12 protein-coding genes and 1 pseudogene are annotated in these 12,643 nt (G+C 65.0%); 6 read left to right on the forward strand and 7 right to left on the reverse strand.

Going from position 1 to position 12,643, the window contains the following annotated elements:
• Window position 1: 1 nt before the first annotated feature.
• Together DC31_RS17095 and DC31_RS11715 are read left to right on the forward strand one after the other, a co-directional pair.
• The gene (locus DC31_RS17095; protein ID WP_051606839.1) at window positions 2-1,183 is read left to right on the forward strand and encodes a sensor histidine kinase; all 1,182 of its coding nucleotides are present in this window, start codon (window positions 2-4) and stop codon (window positions 1,181-1,183) included.
• Window positions 1,180-1,803 (forward strand): response regulator, encoded by a 624-nt coding sequence (locus tag DC31_RS11715; RefSeq protein ID WP_036280228.1) that lies wholly within the window; start codon window positions 1,180-1,182, stop codon window positions 1,801-1,803. The genes DC31_RS17095 and DC31_RS11715 overlap by 4 nt, the downstream gene beginning before the upstream one ends.
• Here the strand turns inward: DC31_RS11715 and DC31_RS11720 are convergent, their stop codons facing one another.
• The 6 genes from DC31_RS11720 to DC31_RS11740 all read right to left on the reverse strand — a co-directional run bounded on the left by DC31_RS11720 (window position 1,804) and on the right by DC31_RS11740 (window position 7,031).
• On the reverse strand, window positions 1,804-2,871 hold the full coding sequence (locus DC31_RS11720; RefSeq protein ID WP_442921900.1) for a fatty acid desaturase family protein: 1,068 nt from the start codon (window positions 2,869-2,871) through the stop codon (window positions 1,804-1,806).
• Between the two features lie 179 nt (window positions 2,872-3,050).
• Window positions 3,051-3,317, reverse strand: a complete 267-nt coding sequence (locus DC31_RS11725) for a hypothetical protein (RefSeq protein WP_152545412.1) — start codon at window positions 3,315-3,317, stop codon at window positions 3,051-3,053.
• A 187-nt stretch (window positions 3,318-3,504) separates the two neighbouring features.
• Complete coding sequence (locus tag DC31_RS11730; protein WP_036280233.1) at window positions 3,505-4,482, reverse strand: intradiol ring-cleavage dioxygenase; 978 nt, start codon at window positions 4,480-4,482, stop codon at window positions 3,505-3,507.
• A gap of 117 nt (window positions 4,483-4,599) precedes the next feature.
• Window positions 4,600-4,863 (reverse strand): hypothetical protein, encoded by a 264-nt coding sequence (locus DC31_RS19535; protein WP_235201462.1) that lies wholly within the window; start codon window positions 4,861-4,863, stop codon window positions 4,600-4,602.
• The gene (lhgO, locus tag DC31_RS11735; protein WP_235201463.1) at window positions 4,860-5,786 is read right to left on the reverse strand and encodes an L-2-hydroxyglutarate oxidase; all 927 of its coding nucleotides are present in this window, start codon (window positions 5,784-5,786) and stop codon (window positions 4,860-4,862) included. Before lhgO ends, DC31_RS19535 begins: the two co-directional genes overlap by 4 nt.
• 54 nt (window positions 5,787-5,840) lie before the next feature.
• Window positions 5,841-7,031, reverse strand: a complete 1,191-nt coding sequence (locus DC31_RS11740) for a glycosyltransferase (protein ID WP_036280235.1) — start codon at window positions 7,029-7,031, stop codon at window positions 5,841-5,843.
• A gap of 111 nt (window positions 7,032-7,142) precedes the next feature.
• Here DC31_RS11740 and DC31_RS17700 point away from each other — a divergent pair.
• The 3 genes and pseudogenes from DC31_RS17700 to DC31_RS11755 all read left to right on the forward strand — a co-directional run bounded on the left by DC31_RS17700 (window position 7,143) and on the right by DC31_RS11755 (window position 10,669).
• Window positions 7,143-7,405, forward strand: a pseudogene (locus tag DC31_RS17700) (glutaredoxin family protein).
• A 91-nt stretch (window positions 7,406-7,496) separates the two neighbouring features.
• On the forward strand, window positions 7,497-8,888 hold the full coding sequence (locus DC31_RS11750) for an MFS transporter (protein ID WP_051606843.1): 1,392 nt from the start codon (window positions 7,497-7,499) through the stop codon (window positions 8,886-8,888).
• A 29-nt stretch (window positions 8,889-8,917) separates the two neighbouring features.
• Complete coding sequence (locus DC31_RS11755; RefSeq protein WP_036280238.1) at window positions 8,918-10,669, forward strand: aldehyde dehydrogenase family protein; 1,752 nt, start codon at window positions 8,918-8,920, stop codon at window positions 10,667-10,669.
• A 22-nt stretch (window positions 10,670-10,691) separates the two neighbouring features.
• On the opposite strand, the gene ypfJ is transcribed toward DC31_RS11755, so the two are convergent.
• Window positions 10,692-11,561 carry a KPN_02809 family neutral zinc metallopeptidase gene (gene ypfJ / locus DC31_RS11760; RefSeq protein WP_036280240.1) on the reverse strand — a complete coding sequence of 290 codons (870 nt, stop codon included), beginning with the start codon at window positions 11,559-11,561 and terminating at the stop codon, window positions 10,692-10,694.
• 57 nt (window positions 11,562-11,618) lie between these two features.
• Between ypfJ and DC31_RS11765 the strand changes: the two genes are divergently transcribed.
• Window positions 11,619-12,608 carry a malate dehydrogenase gene (locus tag DC31_RS11765; protein ID WP_036280243.1) on the forward strand — a complete coding sequence of 330 codons (990 nt, stop codon included), beginning with the start codon at window positions 11,619-11,621 and terminating at the stop codon, window positions 12,606-12,608.
• Window positions 12,609-12,643: the final 35 nt, after the last annotated feature.

Raw genomic sequence — 12,643 nt, forward strand, 5'->3', positions numbered from 1 at the left:
CATGAGCAGCACGATGCACCGCGAACAGTTGGGCTGGGACCTCGCCAGCGGTGCACTGTTCATCGTGATCGTCCTCATCGCTTTCTCTGAGCCGCCGCGTTTCCCCGGATCGCAATGGATGATGGTCGCCGTCGCGGCCGGCATCCTCGCGGTCTATGCGTTCGGGGCTCGCCGCTACGTGAGTATCCATGAGGGGCCATGCCCGTCTCGGCGCACCTCGGTGCTCCTGCAGTTCTGCCTCATCGCACTGTTGGCGATCGGAACGTCCATCGCTCCGAACATGCTGCTACTGCAGACGATCGTGTTGCCGCTGATCTGGATGACATCGCGTTCCACCCGTCAGTCGGTACTTGTGACTCTCGCGAACGCAATCGTGCTCGGGCTCGCATACTCGATCTGGGGTGGTTTCCGCCCGGAGCAGGTGCTCGCCGGGTTCCTGACCTCTGGATTGTCGGCAGCGTTCAGCATCGCGCTCGGCCTGTGGATTTCACGGATCGCCGAGTGGGGCACAGAGCGTCACCGCCTTCTCTCAGAACTCACCGAAGCGCAGACGAGCCTCAAGGCTGCGAGCAGAGAGGCCGGCGCCACCGCCGAGCGTTCGCGCCTTGCCCGTGAGGTGCACGACACGATCGCGCAGAGTCTGACCAGCATCGTGATGCTTGCCGAGCGCGCGCGTCGAGACGGATCGGCCGACACCATCGCCCTCATCGAAGAATCCGCCCGTGATGCGCTGCGCGAAGCCCGCGCACTCGTGGTCGTGGAGTCTCCGGCATCCACACCTTCTGGTTCGCTCGCGCAGGCGCTGCACCGCCTCGGCGAACGTTTCCAGCGCGAGACCGGAGTGAGTGTGAGCGTCGACGCTCACGAACGCACGGTGCCGCGCGACCTGCAGGTGGTGCTGCTGCGTTGTGCGCAAGAGGGGCTGGCGAACGTCCGCAAGCACGCTGCGGCGAGCGCCGCATCCGTCGTGCTCGAGATTGACGAAGACGCGACACTCACCGTGCGCGATAACGGGCGGGGGCTGGGCGACGCGACAATCGACGACGGTCGCGGTTTCGGGCTGTCGGGGATGCGCGATCGCGTCGCCCTCGTCGGCGGGACATTGGGCGTGACGGATGCTGCGCCGAACGGCACAGCCCTGACGGTGCGGCTTCCATTGATTATCGAGAAGGTGTCCAAATGATCCGCGTCATCGTCGCTGACGATCACCCCATCGTGCGCTCTGGCATCGTGGGCCTGATCGCGTTGGATGCCGACATCGAAGTGGTGGGTGAAGCAGCAGACGGCGTCGAAGCAGTCGAGCTCGCGCGGACGCTACGCCCCGACGTGGTGCTGATGGATTTACGGATGCCGCGCCTCACTGGCGCCGAAGCGACAGCCCAGCTCGCCGAAGAACTGCCAGAAGTGCGGGTGCTGGTGCTCACCACATATGAGACCGACGACGACATCCTGGGTGCGATCGAAGCGGGCGCCAGCGGCTACCTGTTGAAGGCAGCGCCCCAAGAGCAGATCGTGGCCGGAATCCGATCAGTCGCCGATGGCCACACCGTACTCGCGCCATCTATTGCGGCGACTCTTGTGACACGGATGCGATCGGCCCCAGCAGAGCGCCCGCAACTGAGTCCACGTGAGCTCGAGGTTTTGAAGCTCGTGGCTACGGGGCTCAGCAATCCAGCGATCGCGCGGGCGCTGTTCATCGGCGAGGCGACGGTGAAGACGCACCTGCTTCACGTGTTCGAGAAGCTCGACGTCTCCGACCGCACCCGCGCCGTTACGCTCGCGCTGGAACTCGGGCTCCTGTAGTTACGGCCGCCCGAACTGGGCGACAGCGGGGCAGTCGAACGGGTCGCTCGCAGCGAGTCCCACTCGGTTCAAGTATTCGACGACGATCGCATACGAGCGGAGGATAGTGGTCTCGGTGTACGGCACGTCGTTGGAGAGGCAGTAGTCACGAACGATCTCGCGCGCCTTCGCCAGGTGCGGGCGCGGCATGCTCGGGAACAGGTGGTGCTCGACCTGATAGTTGAGGCCGCCGAGGAAAGTGGTCACCCACCAGCCGCCTGAGATGTTGCGCGAGGTCCGTACCTGCTTCGTGAAGAAGTCCAGCCGGGCGCCCGCCTCGATGATCGGCATGCCCTTGTGATTAGGAGCGAATGCAATGCCCATGTATACGCCGAAGACGGCAAACTGGATCCCTGCGAATGCGAACGCCATCCCCAGCGGGAGCATTATGAAAACCGGCACCAGCACGGCCGCAAGGCGCCCGACGATGAGGCCGATCTCGAGCCACCGACCCTTAACCTTCTTCTTCGTGAAAAGGTACTTGAGCCCCTGTAAGTGCAGGTTCAGGCCCAACAGTGTGAGCAGCGGGAAGAACAGCCATCCCTGCTTGCGGGTGATCAGCCGGATGAAGCCGCGCGACTTGGCTGCGTCCTCCTCGAGGAACGAAATTGTATCGACCGCGATGTCCGGGTCCTTGCCGACCTGGTTGGGGTTGCCGTGGTGCTTGGTGTGCTTGTTGTCCCACCAGGAGTAGCTCATGCCGACGAGCCCGATGAGAATGCGAGCGAGCCGGAAGTTGGCCGGGCCCGACGTTAACACCTGACGATGCGCCGCCTCATGGCCGAGAAACCCGATCTGCGTGAAAATAATGCCGAGCGCAGCGGCGATGAGCAGCTGGAACCAGCTGTCGCCGAGCAGGATGAAGCCCGTGATTGCGCCGCCAAGAGCGACGACGATGCCTGCGGCGACGAGGGCGTAGAACCACTTCGTCCGCTGCAACAGTCCCATCTCACGTACGACCTGTGAGACGTTCTGATACGCCTTGGCCATCGGAGGGAAGTCGGCGTTACCCGCGTACGTCTGGCGCACTCGTCCAAGAGTGCTGACGGTCTGTTCGACCTGTGTGATGGAGATGATTCTCTCCCGTCGATCGGAGCCCTGGAGCTGTGAAGCCAAAGGCAACTGCCGATCGCTTCACCCCAGGCTAACCCGACCCGTATACGCCGACCGGTATACGTCTACGACTTTTTTTCGAAGAAGAAACGGGCTCAGGAACGTGCGCGGCTCAGATGGCGGCGCAGCGTCTGCCGAATGGGACGAGTCGCACGTCGCGGGGTTCCTTCAAGCGCGCACCTCGCCTCCGCAAGGTTTGCGAAGGTTCCGCGCTCGGCGCCGTGGTTGTCGCGCACGACGTGCGCCGTGCCGTCGGACTCGACGAAACCGGCGAATTCGCCGTCTCGGGTCGCGACGTGCACGTTGTCGTCTGCCTGTTTCCAGGTCAGCGTTGTAGATGAATGGGTGATGGTGGTATTCATTGTGATGCTCATTGCTTTGTGCGGACGCGCGCGCACGCGCATCTCATGTTCTTGAGATCAAGGGCGGATGCCGCGCGCGTCGGTGCGTTTGGTCCCTTACGGCCCTGATCAGTGGCGACGTGATGCGCCGAAATCGCGGCGAAACCTTCACGTTGCACCACCAGTCTAACCCAAAAAGCATCAAGGGTCAGTTCTGGGGCGGCGCAGAGCCCTGTGCACCGCCCGGCGCCTGGCCTCCGCCCGGCATCTGAGCGCCACCCATCGAGCCGCCAGTAGGTGGCGTAGCGGTGTCGATGCGCACGATGAGGGATGCCGCATAACCCTTGGCGGCATCGCCAGTAATACTCGCGAGCTGCAGCTCGCCGCCATCGTCGCCGAACACGTTGTCGCTGTCGAGCGTGATCTGCGCGAGGTTCTTCGCCGAGCCGTCGTACCCGCTCGTTGCGTACACCGCGCTGCAAGCGTCTTCGGCGAGCGCGAGTTGCGACGTCGCGATCGCGTTCGCGGAGTCGATGATCGCCGTGGCATCCGGATAGACCTCGAAGTGGATGTGCGGCCACCGTCCGGAATAGCAGCCAGGGAACACCGATGTGAACGAGACCTTGCCATCGGCATCCGCTACCTGCACGCCACGCAAGTAGGTGACGTTCTCGAGCCCGGAAGAGTACATCGAGTACTCGCCCAGTGCGTTGCAGTGCCAGGCATAGACCGCGACGCCTTCGAACGGCACACCGCCGCCTGCCACATCCACAAGAGACAGTTCGAACGAGAGCGGCACGCCCTCCGCCGTCACCGACCCATCGAGCGAAGAACGAATGTCCTGGCGGATGATGCCGGACTGCTCGAGCACATCGGGGCCGTTCGAGCCGTCGCCCGGATAGGGGCCCGCGGTCTCATCGGGAATCTCTGCACCGGAGCTCGCGGCTGATCCGCTGGAAGTCGGCGAGGCACTGGGCGAGCTGCCGGTAGCGGCGGGCGCACACGCGGCCAATACGGCTACGCCGACGCCGATGCCCGCGAGGCTGAACACTGCACGTCGGCTGACGAGAGTGCGCAAGTCGAACGCCACGCCCTGGTCGACGATTTCCTCGTCTGCGCGATCGAGCAGTCGCCCCTCGTATGACGGTCCGTCGGGGGTCTGTGTCGGTTCGGGAAAGCTACTCATGTACGGTCTCCTCGTGCGGCGAAAGGGTCTGAGACTCCATCATCCGTAACGAGGCCGTTGAAATACTGTGCTGCGTTTATGTATTCGCGATGGCGTCTTCCGTGTGGACACTCGCCGTTAGTCGACGACGAGCATGTCAAAGATGTGCTCACCGATGAGCAGGGACGCCGTTGCTGCCGGTGAGGGCGCGTTCAAGACGTGTAGCGTGCGGCCGCTGCGAACAAAGTGGAAATCGTCCAGCATCCGTCCGTCCTTGCCAACGGCCTGCGCGCGCACTCCCGACTGGGAAGAAGTGAGGTCGCCCGGCTGCAGTTCGGGAACCATTTCCCGCGCCGCGCGCAGCATTGCTCGACCGGAGAGCGAACGGAACACTTCTTTCACACCCACCCCGAGGTACCCGGCGCCCAGTTTCCAGGTGCCAGGAAATGCCAGAGAGTCGACCGTGTCTCGAAACGAGATCTTGCTCCAGGAATAGCCTTCGCGCGCCAATGCCGGAACGCGTTCGGGCCGACATGCACCGTGCCATCGATCCCGCGAGTGAGGTGGACGCCAAGGAAAGGCAAATCTGGATCAGGAACCGGGTACACCAATCCCTTCACCAGGTGAGCTCGATCAGCGCGGAGTTCGCTGTACTCACCGCGGAACGGGATGATCCGCACGTCGACGGCAAGGCCCGAGCGCCGAGCGATCCGGTCGGCGTGCAGTCCGCCACACACGGCGACGCGATGAGCGATGAGCGAAAGATCACCGGCGTCCACCCTCGCACCTTCCGGTGTCTCGACGACGGCGGACACCTCGGCTCCCAGCCGAATTTCACCGCCGGCCGCCCGTATCTCGGCAGCGAGCACGCGGGAGACCGCCCCATAGTCCACACGTCCGGTCGATTCGACGACGAGTGCGCGCAACACCCGCAGATGCGGTTCTCGCTCAGCGAGCTCACCCGGTTCGGGATCGCGCACCGGCACGCCATTGGCGATACCCCTGGCCCGGAGCGCCTCCAGCCGCGGAATCTCCCCCGGTCGAGTGGCGACAACGAGTTTGCCAGGGACGTCGTAGGAGATGCCGTGCTCCTGACAGAACTCCTGAATAAGGCGTCCACCACGAATCGCCAGGTCTGCCTTGAGCGACCCGGGGGCGTAGTACAGCCCCGAGTGAATGACACCCGAATTGCGGCCCGTCTGGTGCAGCGCGACATCCGGCTCCTTCTCGAGCATGACGAGGGGACGCTCCGGGTCACGTCGGAGCATCGCACGCGCCGTGGCAAGCCCCACGATCCCACCGCCGACGACCACATTAGGCAGCACGAGAGTTCCTTCCGTCAGGCGAGTCGCCTCACCTACCTACGTGACGCCCTCATCCTAGAGCTCACCTGGCCGCATTACCTCGGCGTCAATCGCTTTGATGATGCGCTGGGCGGCGGTATCTGGCTTCAGCTCGGACACCGTCGGCGCATCACTAACCGTTCGACCTCGCCCGCGTCGCGGTGCATACACGAACAACGAGTGGAACAAGAACCTCGCGAAGAACGCGACGATGAGTGAGAGCCCGGTGGCCAGGACACTGGAGATGTGCCAGGTCTCGACCATGAGCGCCATGATGGGAATGCGCAGCGCCGCCTCGACGCCGTTGAAAGTCACCGATGCGCCAAAGCGAGCCCACGTGCCCCGAGCATCCTGACGCATGTCGGCGAAGACGAATCGCTCCTGCAGCACGAAGTTGCCGACTATCGTCGCTGCGGCGCCTATGATCGCCGCCCAGATGTAATCCATTCCCATGGCCGTGAGAGCCCACATGATCGTAAGATTCACGACCGCTCCGACGGCACCAATCAGCGCAAAGAGCGACATCTTGCCGAATCTCAGTCGCGTGAGGTGAGCAGCGAATGTAGCACCCTGACGCAGCGACGCCTTCGACGTTCCATTCCGGCGCTCGGAAAATTCCATCGGCACCTCGGCGATGCGCACGTCTGATCTCGCGAGAATCTCCAGCAGGATCTTGAACCCCCGCGGGCGCAGCTGCGCGAGATCGAATCGCCGGCGGTCGACGAGGAAGAACCCGGTCATCGGGTCAGTGCTGCGCGCCAGCCGCCGGGGAAACATCGCCTTGGTCAGCCAGGTCGCTGCCCGCGAGACTCCGAACCGCACGGCCGTGCCGAGCCCCCGCGAGTCTCCGCCACCGACATAGCGGGATGCTGCGACGACGTCAGCGTCGCCCTGCTCGAAGCGCTCCACGAGCGCGGGGATCAGCTCGGGCGGATGTTGGAGATCGCCGTCCATCACGACGCAGATGTCAGCCGCAGCCTCAGCAAGACCCAGCGCGACGGCGCCGCCGAGTCCGCCGGTGTTCTCCGCGCGATGGATCACCCGCACCGGCAGTGGCGCGTCAGCGGCGACCCGCTTGACCTCGGACGCGGTGTCATCTTTGCTGTCGTCGATGAAGAGGATCTCAGCCTCGTGGCCTGCCAGCGCTGCGCCGACACGTGCGACGAGCTCTGCGACGTTCGCACGCTCGTTGAATGTCGGCACGATGATCGTGACTGTAGTACCCACGTGCCCCTCTTCTCATCACGGCACCCCTATCGTTTCATGCCATGCGATGGGTCGAGAACATCGTTGAGCCCCGTCAGCGCTCACCCATCCGCGACGTCGTATCCTGGATATATGACTTCTCCTGCCTCTGACACGATCACCATGTTCGGCGCGAATGGTGCGGCGACTGCCGACGCACCAAGAAGCAGCTCGATGAGCTCGGTGTCGAGTACACGTACGTCGACCTCGCTGCCGACCCCGCCGCCGCGGATGTCGCGAAAGAGATCTCGGGGCGCACCAGCATCCCCGTCGTCGTCTACCCGGATGCGTCGCACCACGTCGAGCCTTCCAACGACGACGTCGCAGCGAAGCTCCGCGAGCTCTCCCTGATCTGAGACTCCGGCCTGATCTGAGACTCCGGCCTGATCTGAGACTCCGGCCTGATCTGAGACCCCGGGCGCAATCCCGCGCCGCTACACTGGCGCGATGAGCACTGCCGCTCGCCATGAGCGAGCCTCCGTCCGCCTGCCCGTGCGCACGATCGTGAATTATGCGGTCGGATCCCTCGGTACCGGCGGCTATTCGACCCTGCCAGGGCTAGTGCTGACGTACTTCCTTACCGACAACCTCGGTGTGGCCGCCCTCGCCGCGGGGCTCATTGTCACCGTGGCGAAGGTGTGGGACGTCATCATCGATCCACTGATCGGTGCGGCATCCGATCGACAGCTCGCCCGCACGGGCTCGCGTCGTGGATTCATGATCATCGGCGCGCTCACGCTGCCGGTCTTCTTCGCGGCGACATTCGCCGTGCCGCCCTCCTGGGGCCCGGTCGCCAGTGCGATCTGCGTGCTGCTCGCCTTCGTCGCTACCGCGACCTCGTTCAGCCTGTTCCAAGTGCCATACATCGCGCTGCCGGCCGAACTCACCGACAGCTATGACGAGCGCACGCGCCTGCTCGGATGGCGAGTCGTCGTGCTCACCGCAGCAATTCTGCTCTTCGGTGCTGGCGGCCCGATGCTCCGCCGCGCCACCGGCGACCAGGTCACCGGCTACCTGCTGATGGGTATCGTCGCCGGTGTCGTCATCGGTGTGGGCATGCTGATCGCGAGCCGAACAGCGGATGCTGCGGCCAAGGTGACCCGTTCGGACGCTTCGACACCCACACAGAGCAGCCTCCGCACCCAGTACCTCTCCGGGTTCCGCGCGCTGCGCCGAAGCCTCCCCTTCCGCGCACTTCTGGGCACCTTCCTCCTCCAGGCGCTCGCCACCGGCACGATGCTCGCTGGCGCCCAGTACGTCGCCAGCTGGGTGCTGCACGACGAAGCCGCAGTCGAGGTGCTGTTCATCGCCCTCGTCGGTCCTGCCCTGATCGCGACCCCGGGCTGGACGGCGATCGCGAACCGCATCGGCAAGGAGCGGACCTTCCTCGGCGCCAGCATCCTGTTCCTCGCGGCGTCCGCCACCATCACCATCGCCATCTGGGCGCCTGGACCGTGGATCTACGCCTCCGTCGCGGTCGCCGGCGTCGCCTACGCCGGGCTGCAGTCACTGCCGCTGGCGATGCTGCCCGACGTCATCTCCCACGACGAGCGCACCACCGGCCCCGGCCGGGCCGGTACTTTCACCGGCATTTGGACTGCCGGTGAAACGGTGGGCTTCGCGCTCGGCGCATCGGCTGTCTCGCTCATGCTCGCGCTGACCGGTTACGTCTCCAGCGTTGCGGGGGAAAACGTCGTGCAGCCAGATGCCGCCGTCACCGGAATCGTGCTCAGCTTCAGCATCCTGCCTGCGGTACTCATGGCGTTGAGCCTGATCCCGCTCGCTCGCTACACGCTACGGCGAGATGACATCGACGCCTCACCGGTTGTGTCCACATAAGCTGAGGACACCGCCAGAAGGAGACGACGATGACGTCAGTGAGCACTACTACCCCGACAGCGTCCGGTATCGATGACGCCGAACGCGAGCGCCTGGATGCCGCGATCGATGAGCTTTCCGAAGGGTCACGCACCTGGAGCGCTCTCAGTGTCGGCCAGCGCGCGACGCTGCTCAAAGCCGTGCGCGCGGGCGTGGCATCCTCAGCGGAGGAGTGGGCGCACACGGCGGCGGCTTCGAAGGGGCTGAATGGCAGCCATCCATTGCGCGGCGAAGAATGGCTGGCCGGACCGTACTGCACCCTGGGTGCGCTCGACGCATATACCGAGACGCTCTCACGACTCGCCGAGGGACGAAACCCCCTCGAAGGCATTCGCATCGACCGCGCACCGGGTGGGCGCACTCGCGTGCATGCTTTCCCGCTGGACGGCATCGACAAGGTGCTGCTGTCCGGATTCACCGGTGAAGTCTGGCTGGAGCCGGGTACCACTCCGCGCGCGGCGCGCGCCAGCGCAGGACTCGTGCAGCGCACCCCGCAGGCTTCCGGCGGTGTCGGCCTCGTGCTCGGTGCTGGGAATGTCACCTCGATCCCGATCCTCGACGTGCTGTACGAGCTGCTCGCACACAACCGCACGGTGCTACTCAAGGTCAACCCGACGCAGGACGCCCTCGTCTCGGTCTTCGAACACGCGCTGGCGCCCCTCATCGAACCAGGGTTCCTGCGCATTGTGCGCGGCGATGGCAAGGTCGGCGCCTACCTCACCGCACACGAGCAGCTGGTGCACGTGCACATCACCGGATCCGCCCCGACATTCAACGCGATCGTGTGGGGCCCGTCAGGCACCGCAGCGGAGAAACGGCGCCGGGAGAACCGCCCGCTACTGAAGAAGCCGATCACGGCCGAGCTCGGCGGGGTCTCGCCCATCATCGTCGTGCCGGGCGAATGGTCCGAAGCCGACATCAGGTTCCATGCCGAACACGTTGCGACGATGCGGCTGCAGAACTGCGGCCACAACTGCATCGCCGGCCAGGTGGTGATCGTGTCATCCGACTGGGCGCAGGGCGATGCCTTCCGCGCCGCGCTTCGCCGCGCGTATGCGAAGGCTCCTGAGCGTCCGATCTGGTACCCCGGCTCAGATAAGCGCATGCAGCAGGCAACCGACGACTACCCGGATGCTCTGGTGCTCGGCGACCGCCTGCTCGTCGAGATCGGCGCGGAAGACGACCCCACGGCCCTGCAGAACACCGAATACTTCGCTCCGGTGCTCGGCGTCGTGGAGGTCGCCGGAACCGGCCAAGAGTTCGTCGATGCCGCCATCGCGTACGCGAACGATGAGCTGCAGGGCACTCTCGGAGCCAACCTGCTGATCGATCCGAGAACTGAGAAGTCACTCGGCAGTGGGTTCGAGCGCGCCATCACGGCGTTGCGCTATGGCTCGATCGCGATCAACGCGTGGACGGCCTTCGGGTTCCTCACCCCGACCCTCACCTGGGGCGCGTTCCCCGGGAACACCGTCGACGATGTCGGCAGCGGCATCGGCGTGGTGCACAACGCGTTGCTTCTCGACCACGTCGAGCGCTCCGTGGTGCGTGGCCCGTTCCGCCCGCTTCCGCGCTCACTGCCCATCGCGAACGGCGGCGGCCGCTTCACGGTCTTGCCGAAGCCGCCGTGGTTCGTCACCGCGCGCACGGGCGCTGAAACTTCCGAGGGGCTGACACGATTCCGCGCCACCGGCGGCATCCTGGGACTGGTGAAGACGCTGATGAAAGCAATGCGCGCCTAAACCAGCGCAGGTCGGGGCCGCGTCAGAGCTGGCTGCCGTCGATCGTGAAGGTGTCACAGCTGCCAAGGCCGTTCTTGTACCCTTGCGCGAACCATGCCTGACGTTGCTCGCTCGAGCCGTGCGTCCACGACTCGGGGTTCTGGAAGCCGGACTGCTCCTGAATGTGATCGTCGCCGACGGCGAAGGCCGCGTTGAGGGCATCTTGCAGCTGCGCCTCTGTCGGCTTCAGCAAGTAGGGGTTGCCCGCGGCATCCGTCTGCTCGGTCATGCGACCGATCCACGAACCGGCGTAGCAGTCAGCCTGAAGCTCAGTGCGAACGCTGTTGCTGTCCGGGCCGGTGCCGTTGTTCGGGTAGTCGGCCATGACGCCGGTGATGTTCTGGATGTGGTGGCCCCACTCGTGACCCACGATGTACAGCTGCGCGAGGTCGCCAGCAGAGGCACCGAACTGCTGCTGCATGAGATCGAAGAACGTCGGGTCAAGATAGACCCCCTGATCGGGTGGGCAATAGAACGGACCAACCGCATTGGATGCCGTGCCGCACTGCGTCGACGCCGAACCATCGACCACCGTGAGGGTCGGGGCGACGTACCCCTCGACGTGCTCTCCCCAGTAGGCGTCGAGCGCGACCTGCGCGCCAGCCATGCGGCAGTCGACATTGCTGTTGGCGTCGGCGCCGGTGTCGCAGTTCTCGATGACAGAAGTGCCGCCGGATTGGCCGCCGCCGGTGTCACCCGGAATAAGTCCGGTGAGGTCAGTGCCGGTGAAAGCGCTGATCAGATACACGATTATGCCGACCACGCCGACGCCGCCGGCCCCGGCGATCACGGCTGTCCGGCCACCACGACGAGTCTTGTTGCTCGAGATGTCAGCATCCGGATTGAAAGTCATGGGATGAGAATACCTCGGCGACTCGGCATGCGCGGGCAACGGCCGTAGGCTCGTGCCATGGCTACCACGATCACGCTCACGGGTGCAGGCGGACAGATCGGCTACGCGCTGCTATTTCGCATCGCCGCAGGAGACCTGCTCGGCCCAGACGAAAAAGTGCGGCTGCGGCTGCTCGAGATTCCGCAGGGGCTGAAGTCTGCCGAGGGCGCTGCCCTGGAGCTTCAGGACGGCGCGTTCGATCTTCTTGAAGACGTCGAGGTGACCGACGACGCGGCGGTCGGCTTTGACGGCTGCAACCTCGCGCTGCTGGTGGGCGCTCGACCTCGCGGTCCCGGTATGGAGCGTGCCGAACTGCTGGCCGCGAACGCCGGAATCTTCGGGCCGCAAGGCAGAGCCATCGCCGAGAATGCCGCGGACGATGTGCGAGTCACCGTTGTCGGCAACCCCGCCAACACGAACGCGCTGATCGCCGCGACATCCGCTGAGGGCGTGCCGGCGGAGCGCTTCACCGCGCTAACCCGGCTCGATGAGAACCGCGCGCGTGCGCAGCTCGCCTTGGCTCTGGATGCTCCGGTCTCGAGCATCCGCTTCGTCCCGATCTGGGGCAACCACTCGGCCACCCAGTTCCCCGATGTTTCGCGAGCGACTGTCGACGGTCGCCCTGTCGTTGAGGCGCTATCCGAACGCGTCGGCGATGTGCGCACCTGGTTGGAGGACGCCTTCATCCCACGGGTCGCGAAGCGCGGCGCAGAGATCATCGACATCCGCGGTTCTTCTTCGGTGGCATCCGCCGCGAACGCGACAATCGAGCACGTACGTGACTGGGTTCACGGCACCCAGGAATGCACATCCGCCGGTGTAGTCTCCCGAGGCGAGTACGGGGTCCCCGAGGGTCTCGTCTGTTCTTTCCCGGTCGACTTCATCGACGGCAACTGGCGCATCGTCGAAGGCCTCGAGATCGACGCCTGGTCTCGAGCCCGCATCGACGCGTCGGTCGCAGAGCTCGTCGAAGAGCGCGACGCCGTGCGGGCGCTCGGGATGCTGTGACGATTACTCCATATCGCCCCCCCAACGGCACCACC

It is taken from the genome of Microbacterium sp. CH12i, from assembly GCF_000685355.1.
Lineage (GTDB): Bacteria > Actinomycetota > Actinomycetes > Actinomycetales > Microbacteriaceae > Microbacterium.